We start from the raw sequence: 12,397 nt of genomic DNA on the forward strand, positions 1-12,397 counted from the left end.
CCGTAAAACCGCGCCAAAGCCGTTCGTCCGTATTTGAAACCAGGTTTTTCTGGGACAATCCTCCGCTTCGAAACGAATGGACCGCTGCCGGATTACCTAGTCATGACTGATCGAACAAGCACCCTCTATGCCAAATTGCTCGGCGAGACCGCCACCATCGAGTGGAAAGCGTTGGAGCGCTTCTGGGCCAAAGGTGACCTGATTTGGGTCGACCCTTCGCTGGACCTGATCGACGTCGCGGCCGCCATGGCCGAAAACCGACACGCGGCATTCGCCGCCTGGCGCGAAGCCGGCACCGTCGGACCCCTGGCGGTAGAGCAGGCGCTGGATTTCCAGCAACGGGATCCCGCGCTGTGGGCCGTGGTCGTGTCACCCTTCGTGCTGGTGCAGGAAAATCAGGGACAGCGTTGAATGCACAGTAGTGGTGCCAGGCCAGCTGCGTCGGCACACTTCAGGTGCAACGGCCTGCCTCGTTAAGTGACGCTCGGTAACAGTCGGGCCATTGCAGCCCGATGTCGGTAACAGTCGACCGATCGTACGTGCCAGGCCTTGCCTCCCGTGCGAGGGAGGCAAGGCCTGGCGAAAGCACGTTAGCCTGCCACCAGGATGCGAATCGCCTCCAGGCGCAGCGCCGCCTTCTCCAGCATGGCCAGGCCATCGTCGCGCTGCTTGCCCAGCGTCTGGATCTCGCTGTCGCGTACGCTGGGGTTCACGGCCTTCAGGGCGATCAGGCGTGCCAGCTCTTCATCGGCCTCATCGCCCAGGCGCCGGCGCGCTTCGGCGACGCGGGCCTCGTGACGCGGCAGCACCTTCTCCTCGCCGGCAGCGATGCGCTTGGACAGCACGTCGCGCTGGGCCTGGATGAACTTGTTGGCGCTGGCCCGCGGCACGCTTTCGAGCTGGTCGTTGAGCGTCTCGAAAGCCACCCGCGGACCCAGGTCGTTGCCGTTGGCGTCGAGCAGGCAGCGCAGCGCGGCAGGGGGCAGGTAACGGCCCAACTGCAGGCTGCGCGGAGCGACCACTTCGCTGACGTACAGCAGCTCGAGCAAAACAGTGCCCGGTTTGAGCGCCTTGTTCTTGATCAGCGCCACGGCCGTGTTGCCCATGGAGCCGGACAGCACCAGGTCCATGCCGCCCTGCACCATGGGGTGTTCCCAGGTGAGGAACTGCATGTCCTCGCGCGACAGCGCCTGGTCACGGTCGTAGGTGATGGTCACGCCTTCGTCGTCGCCCAGCGGGAAGCTGGCGTCGAGCATCTTCTCGCTGGGCCGCAGGATCAGCGCATTGTCGGAATGGTCCTCGCTGTCGATGCCGAATGCATCGAACAGGGTTTCCATGTAGATCGGCAGAGCGAACTGATCGTCCTGTTCGAGGATCGCCTCGACCAGGGCCTCGCCTTCGCCCGCGCCGCCGGAATTGAGCTCCAGCAGGCGGTCACGGCCGCTGTGCAGCTCGGCCTCGAGCCGCTCACGCTCACCCCGGGCCTCTTCGATCAGCGCTTCCCAGTCGCTGTCATCGCCACCTTGCAGCAGCGCGTGCAGGCGCTCGCCGAACTGATGCTGCAGGGCGTTGCCGGTCGGGCAGGTGGCCAGGAAGGCGTTCAGGGCCAGGTGGTACCACTGGAACAGCCGCGCTTGCGGGCTGTCGAGCAGGTAGGGCACGTGCAGCTGGATCACCTGCTTCTGACCGATCCGATCGAGACGGCCGATGCGCTGTTCGAGCAGGTCGGGGTGGGCAGGCAGGTCGAACATCACCAGGTGATGGGCGAACTGGAAGTTGCGACCCTCGCTGCCGATTTCCGAGCAGATCAGCACCTGCGCACCGAACTCTTCGTCGGCGAAGTAGGCGGCGGCGCGGTCACGCTCGAGGATGCTCATGCCTTCGTGGAACACGCTGGCAGGGATGCCGGAGCGCACGCGCAGCGCGTCTTCCAGGTCCATGGCGGTCTCGGCGTGGGCGCAGATCACCAGGACCTTGGTGCGCTTGAGCTGCTTGAGGGTGTCGACCAGCCACTCGACCCGTGGGTCGAACCGCCACCAGCGCGCATCGTCGGTGGCCTCCGGCGCCTGGAAGGCCGATTCCGGGTAGAGGCCGTCGCTGACCTGCTCGGGATGATCGCCATAGGCCTCGGGCAGCGGCAGCGGGTGGGCGTGCAGCTCGCGCTCGGGGAAGCCCTGGATGGCCGCGCGGGTGTTGCGGAACAGCACCCGGCCAGTGCCGTGGCGGTCGAGCAGTTCGCGAATCAGGCGCGCGCTGGCCTGGCTGTCGCCGGCGTTCACGGCCGCGAGCAGGGCGTCGCCTTCGGCGCCGAGGAAGTCATGGATGGTGGCCTGGGACGCCAGCGACAGGCGACCTTCGTCCAGCAGCTCCTGAACCGCCTCGGCCACCGGGCGATAGTGCGCGCTCTCGGCGCGGAAGGCCTGCAGGTCATGGAAGCGGTTGGGGTCCAGCAGGCGCAGGCGGGCGAAGTGGCTGTCCTGCCCGAGCTGCTCGGGGGTCGCGGTCAGCAGCAGCACACCCGGCGTGACCTCGGCCAATTGCTCGACCAGGGCGTATTCGCGGCTGACGTGGTCCTCGTGCCACACCAAGTGGTGGGCCTCGTCGACCACCATCAGGTCCCAGCCGGCGGCGAACAGGGCATCCTGCGCCTTCTCGTCCTCGGTTACCCATTCCAGCGCGACCAGCGCCAGTTGGGTATCCTCGAAGGGGTTGCTGGCGTCGCTTTCGATGAAGCGTTCGGCATCGAACAGCGCCACCTGCAGGTTGAAGCGTCGGCGCATTTCCACCAGCCACTGGTGCTGAAGGTTCTCCGGGACCAGGATCAGCACGCGGCTGGCGCGTCCCGACAGCAGTTGGCGATGGATCACCAGGCCTGCTTCGATGGTCTTGCCCAGGCCGACTTCGTCGGCCAGCAGGACGCGCGGCGCGATCCGGTCGGCCACTTCGCGGGCGATGTGCAGCTGGTGGGCGATCGGCTGCGCCCGGTAGCCGCCCAGGCCCCACAGCGGGGACTGCATCTGCCGGCTGATGTGCTCGAGGGTGTTGTAGCGCAGCGAGAACCAGGGCAGCGGGTCGATCTGACCGGCGAACAGGCGGTCGCTGGCCAGGCGGAACTGGATGAAGTTCGACAACTGGGTTTCTGGCAGGGTGCGCGGCTGGTTCTGTTGGTCCAGGCCGTGGTAGACCAGCAGGCCCTCGTGGTCCTCGACCTCGCGGACGGTCAGCTTCCAGCCCTCGAAGTGGGTGATCTGATCGCCGGGGGAGAAGCGCACGCGGGTCAGCGGTGCGTTTCGCAGGGCGTACTGACGGGTCTCGCCGGTGGCCGGATAGAGCACGGTCAGCAGGCGACCGTCTTGCGCCAGGACGGTGCCTAGGCCTAGCTCGGCTTCGCTGTCGCTGATCCAGCGTTGCCCCGGTTGATACTGCTGCGCCATACTGCCTGACTCCCGCGATGAAAAGCCGACTATCTTAACGGATAGCCGATGCAGACCAAAGCCTCTGGCCACTTCATCGACGAATGCCATGCTGATCGAAAAGGGAATGATTCGACATGCCTGCCCCATACGCTGCGTTGCCCCTTGCGCTGGCCCTGAGCGGCCTCGTGTCGCTGGTCGGTTGCGAACAGAAGCGTTTCGACGTGCTCGAGCCGGTTCCGGTCGAGCAGCTGGAAGTCCTGGGCGTGCAGACGCCGATCAAGAGCGTGCACTTTCGCGACGTCGATGGCGAAGGGCTGCTGGTCCTGAGCCGCGTGGACGGGCAGGCCACCGATCCCGAGACCGAACAGGACGTGGACAAGGTGGTGCTGCGCACGACCCTGTACGCGCGGCATGAAGGTGCAGGTTTCACGCCGAGCTGGCAGACCGAACAGGAGACCACCTGCGCCGGGCTCGACCTGGACGTGGATTTCTATGGCGATGTCAGTGGTGTGAGCGATCTGGACGGCAACGGCCGTGCCGAGATTACCGTGGCCAGCCATGCCTTCTGCGGGGGCGGCATCGATCCCCATGACCTCACCCTCGAAATGCGTGAGGGCGAGACGCGCTACACCATCACCGGCGAATCGCTGATCGTGCCGGCGGCCGAAGAGCCGATCGGTGGTGAGCGGCACGACAGCGCGTCGTTCAAGTCGGCCCCGGACGTGTTCCGGGCGCACCTGGACGAGGTCTGGCAGACGGTCTACAAACGGCCTTGGAGCGAGACCGGCAGCGTGTCCGACGAGCAGGACGACGATCCCCGTTGAGCCGGCTCATCGGATAGCGTCGAGCAAGGCTCGCGTCGGTGCGGTGAGTGGTACACACTCAAGTGTACGGCTCACAGGCCGACACAGTGGTGAACAGGAGAGCCCTCATGCTGCCACCCATCATTCCGCTCAGCGCCGTGCCGGTCACGTCCCAGCTCGACCCGCCCAGGCAGGCGCCCGCCATCGCGCCCGTGGTGGCCGTGCAGCCAGGGGCGGGCGACAGTACCATCGACCTGAAGAACCAGCGCGATCCCGATGAGCAGACCTACCTGCTGCGCGAGGAGCAACGCCATCAGCAGGAGCGTCGTCAGCGTGAGCGGGACGAACGCTACAGTGCCGTGCCAGGCGATGAGCTCAACGCCGACAACACCGTACCGGTCGTGCCGCTGACCGGCGAGGCCCCGCGACAGGGCCTGCTGGTGGACATCGAAATCTGAGTCGGGGCTGGTCAGCCCCGGCAGGCCGCTTCATCATGGGCACCTGTCCCGCCAGAACGACCATGCCATGAGCCAGGATAACCTCATCGACTTCGGCGCCGAGCGCGCCAAACGTGTCCATGATCTGAACGACAAGCGCCTGGACGAGATGCGCCAGGCCTTCGAGCAGGCCATGCCCTTGGGCGCATCGACGTCGAAAAAGAAGAAAAAGCCCAAGGGCAAGCCGCGCAAGGGATGACCCCCCTGGTCTTGCATGCGGCTGTCCCTCTCGCGACCATTGACCCTGATCAATGGCGTCGTGTCGAGGATCGATTACCTTTGCAACCCATCGGACGGTGACGGGCGCCGACCACAGCGCCTTCGGCTCACGGGACAAGCCGTCGCCGGTCCAGGCTATTCACGCGGGGTACACCGACTCGGTCAGGCCGTCGGTGGCCTCGGGTTCAAGGGCACGCAAGGCATTTAGGGCAACTTCGGTTGCCCCTTTTTTTGCGTGCCGTTTTCTGATGGCGGACGATCGACCCTCTGCGCAACGCCGCTGTCTATGGATCATTCCCCATGGACGTCCAGGGTTCTCCGCCGTGCCGATCACCTTGCAGGCGCTGTTCGCGCCCAGTGCCACCGCCGTGAAATTCGCGCTGAAGACCGTGCTCGGCGGCGGCCTGGCCCTGTGGCTGGCCATGCGCCTGGAGCTGGAACAACCGTCCTGGGCCCTGATGACAGCGTTCGTGGTCGCACAGCCGTTGTCTGGCATGGTGATCCAGAAAGGCCTGGCGCGGCTGGCCGGGACGGTGGCTGGGACCGTCATGGCCGTGCTGCTGATCGCGCTGTTCGCGCAGACGCCCTGGCTGTTCCTGCTGAGCCTGGCCACCTGGTTGGCGATCTGCACGGCCACCTCCACGCAATTGCGCAGTGCATGGGCCTACGCCTTCGTGCTGGCTGGCTACACGGCGGCGATCATCGCGCTGCCGGCCACGTTGAACCCCTTGCAGGTGTTCGACCAGGCGGTCGCACGCTGCACCGAGATCAGCCTGGGCATCGTCTGCGCCACGCTGACCAGTGCGCTGCTCTGGCCCATGCGCGTCGAGCAGCAGCTGGCCGACCAGGCGCGTCAGGCCTGGGAGGCGGGCTTGCGCGCGGCCAGCGCGGTCCTGGCAGGCGACGAGCAGGCGCGGCAAGGATTGCTGGAAATCCTCGGACGTATCGTGGCGATCGACACTCAACGCGAGCATGCGGGCTTCGAAGGGTCGCGCGGACGTCAGCGGGAACGGGCCATCGGCGCACTGAGCCAGCAGTTGATGGTGCTGTTGCGGGTGGCCCGCTCGGTCCGTCGGCAATGGCGGCAGCTCGACGATCATGAAGCGGCGCGCCTGGCGCCCTGGCTGGACGAGGTGCGGGAACACCTGCTGGCGCCACGGGCACCGGATCTGTCCTGGCTCAGCCAACGTATCCGCAATGCCGCGCACGACGAGCAGGCCAGCGCCACCGAGCATTATTGCCTGGCGCGCCTGGCGTTGCTGCTGGACAAGGTGCTGGCCGCTCATCAGGCCTTGACCGACATGGAGGCGGGCAACATGCCCAAGGGCGCCGTCGAAGGCCTGGCTGCACACCGCGATCCGCCACTGGCCTTGCTGTTCGGCGCACGCAGCGCCCTGGCCTTCCTGACCCTGTGCACCTTCTGGCTGGCCACCGCCTGGCCCTCGGCCATCGGGGGGTTGGTACTGACCTGCGTAGTCTGCAGCCTGTTCGCCAGCCGTGAGAATGGCGCGCAGATCGGCCTGAGCTTCCTGCGCGGCATCGCCCTGGCCATTCCGAGCGCCTTTGTCGTCGGGCAGATCCTGCTGCCGCAGTGGAGCGGCTTCGCGCTGCTGTGCCTGGGCTTGGGCGTGCCCTTGTTCATGGGGGCGTTGTGCATGGCCAACCCGCGCACCGGCCCGACCGCTACCTCCTTCTGCCTGCACTTCATCGTGCTGGTGGCGCCGCTCAACGCGATGCAGTTCAGTGTCGAAACCATGCTCAACAGTGCCCTGGCCATGCTGATGGGGGTGAGCGCAGCGGTGCTGGCCTTCAAACTGGTGGTCCTGCGCCATCCCAACTGGCTGCGTCGCCGCTTGCGTGCGGCCACCCAGAGCGATCTGGCCAGGCTGACACGGCGCGATCTGCGCAGTGCCGATGGCTGGTTCGGCGGACGCATGGCCGATCGCCTGATGCTGCTGGCGCGCCATGCCCAGGATCTGCCGGAGACCGAGCGGCGTCGGTGGGACGATGGCCTGCACGGTCTGGACATCGGTGACGAGCTGGTGCATCTGCGCATGTGCCTGGCCATCGCCCAGGTGCCTTTGGCCGGTGCCGAACAGCAATATCTGGAACAGGTGCGCGGCGTCCTGGCCAGCGGACCGGCCCCTGACCGCGAGGACCGGCTCGATGCGGCCAGCACGCACCTGCTCGAGGCGCTGCAACGGCAACCGCGCAGCGATGCGGTGCGTCTGGCCGAAGGGGCGATCCTGCAGTTGCGTACCAGTTGGGCCCGGTGGTGTCGTTGGCAGGAGGTCGAGCATGGAGCTGCGTGAATGGGCATTGGGTGGGGTGCTGCTGAGCCCTTTCTTGTTGGATGTGGTGCTGGCACTGGCGGTGACCGGTGTGTTGCGCCTGCTGGTCCAGGCCACGGTGCTGGGACGCTGGATCTGGCACGAAGCGTTGTTCGACACGGCGCTGTTCGTCTGTGTGTTGTCCTTGATCGTGCATCTGCCGAGTTATCGCTGAGGAGCCTGTCATGCGTATGACCGCCCGTGTTCTGGTCACCCTGTGCGTGGTGATCGTCGCCCTGTTCGCCGGTTATCAACTGTGGCAGTACTACATGCTCACGCCCTGGACCCGTGATGCACGGGTACGCGCCGACGTGGTCGTGATCGCGCCGGATGTATCGGGGTGGGTGAGCGAGCTCAGGGTGCGGGACAACCAGCCGGTCAAGGCTGGCGAGTTGTTGATGCGCATCGACCGGGAACGCTTCCAGGCGGCAGTGGACAAGGCCAAGGCCGTGGTCGAGACGCGCGCGCAACAGGCGCGCCTGCGCGAGCGCGAAGCCGCCCGCCGGGTGGCCCTGGGGGCCGAGGCGATCAGCGCCGAGACCCGCGAGAACGCGCAGATCAACGCCGCCATCGCCCGCGGCGAACTGCATCAGGCCCAGGCCGACCTGGAACTGGCGAAGATCAACCTGGCACGCAGCGACGTGCGTGCGCCCAGGGCAGGGCACATCACCAACCTGCGCCTGGCGCAGGGCAACTACGCCACGGCCGGGCAGTCGGTCATGGCGCTGGTGGACGATGCCACCTTCTATGTACAGGCCTATTTCGAAGAAACCAAGCTGCCGCGCGTCCACGAGGGTGACCCGGTAGAGGTCTGGCTGATGAGCGCGGGTGCGCCCATCGCCGGTCGCATCGACAGCATCAGCCGTGGCATCAACGACCGCAACACGACGCCCGATGGCCAGTTGCTGGCCGAGGTCGAGCCTACGTTCAACTGGGTGCGTCTGGCCCAGCGAATCCCCGTGCGTATCCGGCTCGAGCAGGTGCCGGCAGGCACGGTGCTCAGCGCGGGCATGACCGCCAGCGTACGGGTCGCTCAGCCTGCGGATCGCTCCGACCGGTGAAGGTCTTCGGTGTCGATCGAGGACGGCTTGCCACTGGCGTTGGCCAGCGGCAGCGTGAAGGTGAACGAGGTGCCTGCCTCTCGGGTCGAGACCACACCCAGGCGCCCGCCATGGGCCATGGCGATCTGGTTGGCGATGTACAGCCCCAACCCCAGGCCTTGTCGCGGCTTGCCATCGACCGGGCTGGAGAACGGTTGGAACAGGTGTGACAGAACGGCGGCGGTGATCGGCTCGCCCTGGTTGTGCACGCTCATGTGCAGGGCGCCGTCTTCGACTTCGGCGCGCACGGTGATGGGGCCATCGCTCGCGCCATGGCTGAGGGCATTGGCGATCAGGTTGGACAAAAGCTGCATGACCCGTTCGCGATCGCAGTGAACGCCATGCAAGGCCTGCAGGCACAGGCGAATGTCCCGGTGCGGATGCACGCTGTGCAGTTCCAGGGCGACGTGTTCGATCGCCTTGTCGAGGTCCGGACAAGGCCGTATGTCCAGCAGGATGCCGCCGCCCAGCCGACCGCGGGCGAAGTCCAGCACATCGCGTACCAGTTGTGAGGCCCGCTTGCCGCAGGTCTGAATGTGGCGCGCGATGGTCACGTCGCGCGGTTCTTTCAGGCGCTGCGCCAGCAATTCGGCGCCTGCACTGATGGCGAACAGCGGGTTGCGCAGATCGTGGCCCAGCACGGCGATGAAGTGTTCACGCACGTCGGCCATGGCGCGTTCCTCGAGCAGGGCATGCTCGGTGCGTTGAGCGCTTTCTTCGCTGGCGATCTGGATCGACAGGAGCCGGGCAAAGGCCTCCATCATCGGGACGATGGCACTGCCCTTCAGGGCGGTGGGGCGTGGGTCGAGCGCGCAGAGGGTGCCGAAGAAACGTCCATCGGCCCGGATGATCGGCACCGAGATGTAGCTTTCGAAGCCATGCAGGCGCGGGGCCTGGTGGTGGCAATAGCGAGCGTCTTCGCGGGCATGGTCGATCACGATGGTACGGCGTGTCGCCCGGATGTCGTGACACAGCGTCGATGTCACGTCCAGCGTGTCGCCCGGTGCGATACCAACCTGATGCAGGTCGAGCACGGCGCAGGCGGTCCAGCTGTCTTCGGTCACCCGTGCCACGGCTGCGAAGCGAAGCCCGGTCTGTTCGTGGATGACTTGCAGGATGGCGGGCACCGCCGTGATGCGCCCAAGAATTGCGATGTCGGCTGCGATGTCGATGCTCATACCTTACCTGGCGGGTTGTCAGGACGGACCCCATGCCGGTCATTCTAGTCGGCAGGTCACCGCGGCGGGCCGTCACGGCAGGTCGAATCGGCGGCATCGTGCGATGTATTGACGTGCGTCATTCCACAAGGACGATCCATCGCTCGTCAGTCTGGACTGACCAGGCGCAGGTGCGGTGGCATCGAGCGAGTGAAGACTTGGTCGCGGCCTTGGTGCTTGGCGGTATAGAGCGCCTTGTCGGCGTTCTCGAGCCAGGCATCGGCACTGGCCAGGTCGGCGCGGAAGCTGGCCAGTCCGATGCTCAGGCTGATGCGCAGCTCTGGCAGCAGCGGATCATGGTAGCTGGCGATACGTTGCCGTACGCGGTCCATGATCTGGTAGGCCTGGGCCTCCGTGACGCCGCGCAGCAAGACGCAGAACTCGTCACCGCCATAACGACCGGCACGGTCGGTCGGGCGCAGGTTGCCCTTGAGCTCCTGGCTCAGCAGGCGCAGCACGGCGTCACCCACGGCATGACCGAAGCGGTCGTTGATCGGCTTGAAGTGGTCTACGTCGATCAGCGCGATGATGGCGTGTTCGTCCTTCGTCTGGCAGCGGTGGAACGCCATCTTCAAGAGGTTCTGCCAGGCACCGTGGTTGAGTAGGCCGGTCAGGCTGTCCGTGCGACTCAGGATGCCCAGGCGCTGCTTGTGTTCGGACAGCGTGATGGCCAGGCGATAGGAAACCCAGCCAAGCGCCAGCGGGTAGAGCGTCAGCATCGGCAGGCAGGCGTAGACCTGGTAAGGCGTGACGTTAAGCTGCAGATTCAGGCCAAAACAGGCGATGCCAAGCGTCATGCCGATCAATTGCGCGAGCAGGCCGTGCGCGACCAGCCGCTTGCCGCCCACGGCCACGTTGTTCATGGTCACCATCGACAGGATGGTCAGGCTGGGCAGCGGATTGAACTGCATGCAAGCGATCCAGAACCCGGTCATCACGGAGTCGATCAGCAGGTTGCGTCGCTCGGCCTTGTAAGGCATCGGTGCACGTGAGGCCCAGTGGTAGGCGACATGGGGCCAGACCAGCCCGTTGAAGAGGACCAGTCCCCAGACCCAGTCGGGCAGTGTCAGCGTGCTGAACACAGCGAGCACGGCGATCAGGCCAAGCACCTTGCCGACGATACGTGGCCGATAAATGCGTTTGACGAAAGAAAGACCGCTACCGGTCGTGTGGTCGATCATGATCGAGGTCAATCCCTGGGCGCAGTGAGGCGCACGTTGCAGGCAAACGGTTTGAGGAGCACTTCTATCTATAGGGAATGACTTGACCTTGAGGGCAGTACGGGGCCGGTCGATCACGACGCACACCAAGCACATGGCGCGATCTTGCAGCGTTGCCAGTGACGACGATCGTCGCCTGACGAACCTGATGAGAACGGCGGTGCGTCACGCCTTCCCATGATAGCGGTATGCAGCGAGCAAGGAATGGGCTATATGAAAAAATACGAAGGCGCACCAGGGTGGCCGATCAGCGGCAGGAAGCACGGGCGTGACGTGACGCGTTGCAGTCGGCAGAAGGGTGTGCGCGCAGCCGGATCCGGCAGCTGCCCGCACGTGCACGTCATGGCTTGCGTGACGAACCTTTGGCCATGTCGCGTAGGTGTCCGGGCCTGGACGCATCGGACGTGTCGAGATCGCGGGACGGTGGCTGTTCGCTGTCGCTGCGAACCTGGGCATGGCTGATCAGTGCAAAGATGAAGCTGCCGCCAATAATGTTGCCGGCCAGGGTCGGCAGCGCGAACTGCAGCCAGAAATCGCTCCAGGTCTGTTCGCCTGCCCAGACCAGGTAGGAGACTTCGACCGAGCCGACCACGATGTGGGTGAAGTCGCCCAGGGCCATCAGGTAGGTGATCAGCACGATGATCCAGATCTTGGCGTGCTCCATGGACGGAATCATCCAGACCATGGTGGCGATCATCCAGCCTGAGATGATGCCTTTGGCGAACATCTGGGCGATGTCGTTCTCCATGACCTTGCGCCCGATGTCGAGAAAGGCCGCATCGGTCTTGGCGTCGAAGATCGGCAGCTCGAGCATCACCCAGGCCACCAGCAGCGTACCGGCCAGATTACCGAACAGCACCACGCCCCACAGTCTGAGCAGACGTCCGAGGTTGGTGAAGGTCGGGGCGCTCATCAGTGGCAGTACGGCGGTAAGGGTATTCTCGGTGAACAGTTGCTGGCGGGCGATGATGACGGCCAGGAAGCCCGCGCTGTAGCCGAGGCTGGCGATCACATGACTGCTCTCGCTCTCCGGCAGACGTGCCGAGAACAACCCCATGGCCATGAAGGAAAGCCCCATGCTCAGGCCGGCGGCCAATGCCGACCACCACAAGGCGGCCACGGTCCGCTCGAGTTCGTGATCGCCCTGCGTGCGAATGATCTCGTGCAGCACAGCTGCACGGGGAGGTTGGTTGTGGGTGGCTGCTTGTTCTTCATCGGCCGAAAGGCCAGGGGTCTTTTCTTCGTGTTCGTCGTTCATGAACGGTTCGCTCTGCAGGTGACTGTAAGTACAGATCGGGGCCGCTTTAAATAGTTGCCTGGTCCACGTGAGAGGTTTGGAAATATTTTCGATGCAGGGGTTGACGCTGTCTGTGAATGGCGTATTATTCGCCTCCCGCAGCGATGCACTTGCAGCGGGGCAAGCGCGACATGAAGTGATCACAGTTTCGACAGAAACCAGATCGAAAAAAACTTCAAAATAAACGCTTGACACACAACGAGGACAGCGTAGAATGCGCGCCTCGGTTGAGACGAAAGCTTCTCAGCCAAACGCTCTTTAACAAATTGAATCAAGCAATTCGTGTGGGTGCTTGTGA

11 protein-coding genes are annotated in these 12,397 nt (G+C 65.0%); 7 read left to right on the plus strand and 4 right to left on the minus strand.

Annotated elements, in window-relative coordinates:
• The first annotated feature begins 102 nt into the window (after positions 1 to 102).
• The gene (locus G7007_RS04400) at positions 103 to 411 is read left to right on the plus strand and encodes a DUF2288 domain-containing protein (RefSeq protein WP_181099272.1); all 309 of its coding nucleotides are present in this window, start codon (positions 103 to 105) and stop codon (positions 409 to 411) included.
• 179 nt (positions 412 to 590) lie between these two features.
• Here the strand turns inward: G7007_RS04400 and rapA are convergent, their stop codons facing one another.
• A complete protein-coding gene (rapA, locus tag G7007_RS04405) occupies positions 591 to 3,434 on the minus strand; it encodes an RNA polymerase-associated protein RapA (RefSeq protein ID WP_181099274.1) in 2,844 nt (947 codons plus the stop codon).
• 116 nt (positions 3,435 to 3,550) lie between these two features.
• On the opposite strand from rapA, the gene G7007_RS04410 reads away from it, so the two are divergent.
• The 6 genes from G7007_RS04410 to G7007_RS04435 all read left to right on the plus strand — a co-directional run bounded on the left by G7007_RS04410 (position 3,551) and on the right by G7007_RS04435 (position 8,326).
• The gene (locus G7007_RS04410; RefSeq protein WP_181099276.1) at positions 3,551 to 4,240 is read left to right on the plus strand and encodes a M949_RS01915 family surface polysaccharide biosynthesis protein; all 690 of its coding nucleotides are present in this window, start codon (positions 3,551 to 3,553) and stop codon (positions 4,238 to 4,240) included.
• Positions 4,241 to 4,347: 107 nt separating this feature from the next.
• Positions 4,348 to 4,677 (plus strand): aspartate-semialdehyde dehydrogenase, encoded by a 330-nt coding sequence (locus G7007_RS04415; RefSeq protein ID WP_181099278.1) that lies wholly within the window; start codon positions 4,348 to 4,350, stop codon positions 4,675 to 4,677.
• 67 nt (positions 4,678 to 4,744) lie between these two features.
• Positions 4,745 to 4,915, plus strand: a complete 171-nt coding sequence (locus G7007_RS04420; RefSeq protein WP_181099280.1) for a hypothetical protein — start codon at positions 4,745 to 4,747, stop codon at positions 4,913 to 4,915.
• A 343-nt stretch (positions 4,916 to 5,258) separates the two neighbouring features.
• Positions 5,259 to 7,247 carry an FUSC family protein gene (locus G7007_RS04425; RefSeq protein ID WP_181099281.1) on the plus strand — a complete coding sequence of 663 codons (1,989 nt, stop codon included), beginning with the start codon at positions 5,259 to 5,261 and terminating at the stop codon, positions 7,245 to 7,247.
• On the plus strand, positions 7,234 to 7,440 hold the full coding sequence (locus G7007_RS04430) for a DUF1656 domain-containing protein (RefSeq protein ID WP_060394715.1): 207 nt from the start codon (positions 7,234 to 7,236) through the stop codon (positions 7,438 to 7,440). Before G7007_RS04425 ends, G7007_RS04430 begins: the two co-directional genes overlap by 14 nt.
• 10 nt (positions 7,441 to 7,450) lie before the next feature.
• The gene (locus G7007_RS04435; RefSeq protein ID WP_181099283.1) at positions 7,451 to 8,326 is read left to right on the plus strand and encodes an efflux RND transporter periplasmic adaptor subunit; all 876 of its coding nucleotides are present in this window, start codon (positions 7,451 to 7,453) and stop codon (positions 8,324 to 8,326) included.
• On the opposite strand, the gene G7007_RS04440 is transcribed toward G7007_RS04435, so the two are convergent.
• The 3 genes from G7007_RS04440 to G7007_RS04450 all read right to left on the minus strand — a co-directional run bounded on the left by G7007_RS04440 (position 8,299) and on the right by G7007_RS04450 (position 12,060).
• A complete protein-coding gene (locus tag G7007_RS04440) occupies positions 8,299 to 9,543 on the minus strand; it encodes a GAF domain-containing sensor histidine kinase (RefSeq protein WP_181099285.1) in 1,245 nt (414 codons plus the stop codon). The two genes, G7007_RS04435 and G7007_RS04440, sit on opposite strands and share 28 nt — an antisense overlap.
• 146 nt (positions 9,544 to 9,689) lie before the next feature.
• Positions 9,690 to 10,763, minus strand: a complete 1,074-nt coding sequence (locus tag G7007_RS04445; RefSeq protein WP_181099293.1) for a diguanylate cyclase — start codon at positions 10,761 to 10,763, stop codon at positions 9,690 to 9,692.
• Between the two features lie 379 nt (positions 10,764 to 11,142).
• Positions 11,143 to 12,060 (minus strand): formate/nitrite transporter family protein, encoded by a 918-nt coding sequence (locus G7007_RS04450; RefSeq protein WP_181099295.1) that lies wholly within the window; start codon positions 12,058 to 12,060, stop codon positions 11,143 to 11,145.
• Positions 12,061 to 12,397 lie beyond the last annotated feature (337 nt).

The sequence above is a fragment of the Pseudomonas entomophila genome, from assembly GCF_013523125.1.
Classification (GTDB): Bacteria; Pseudomonadota; Gammaproteobacteria; order Pseudomonadales; family Pseudomonadaceae; genus Aquipseudomonas; species Aquipseudomonas entomophila_B.

Excerpts from the sequence above, each read along its gene's own strand:
- G7007_RS04400 (WP_181099272.1), top strand. The coding sequence starts at position 103 with ATGACTGATCGAACAAGCACCCTCTATGCCAAATTGCTCGGCGAGACC.
- G7007_RS04450 (WP_181099295.1), bottom strand. The coding sequence starts at position 12,060 with ATGAACGACGAACACGAAGAAAAGACCCCTGGCCTTTCGGCCGATGAA.
- rapA (WP_181099274.1), bottom strand. The coding sequence starts at position 3,434 with ATGGCGCAGCAGTATCAACCGGGGCAACGCTGGATCAGCGACAGCGAA.
- G7007_RS04430 (WP_060394715.1), top strand. The coding sequence starts at position 7,234 with ATGGAGCTGCGTGAATGGGCATTGGGTGGGGTGCTGCTGAGCCCTTTC.
- G7007_RS04420 (WP_181099280.1), top strand. The coding sequence starts at position 4,745 with ATGAGCCAGGATAACCTCATCGACTTCGGCGCCGAGCGCGCCAAACGT.
- G7007_RS04445 (WP_181099293.1), bottom strand. The coding sequence starts at position 10,763 with ATGATCGACCACACGACCGGTAGCGGTCTTTCTTTCGTCAAACGCATT.
- G7007_RS04440 (WP_181099285.1), bottom strand. The coding sequence starts at position 9,543 with ATGAGCATCGACATCGCAGCCGACATCGCAATTCTTGGGCGCATCACG.
- G7007_RS04435 (WP_181099283.1), top strand. The coding sequence starts at position 7,451 with ATGCGTATGACCGCCCGTGTTCTGGTCACCCTGTGCGTGGTGATCGTC.
- G7007_RS04410 (WP_181099276.1), top strand. The coding sequence starts at position 3,551 with ATGCCTGCCCCATACGCTGCGTTGCCCCTTGCGCTGGCCCTGAGCGGC.
- G7007_RS04415 (WP_181099278.1), top strand. The coding sequence starts at position 4,348 with ATGCTGCCACCCATCATTCCGCTCAGCGCCGTGCCGGTCACGTCCCAG.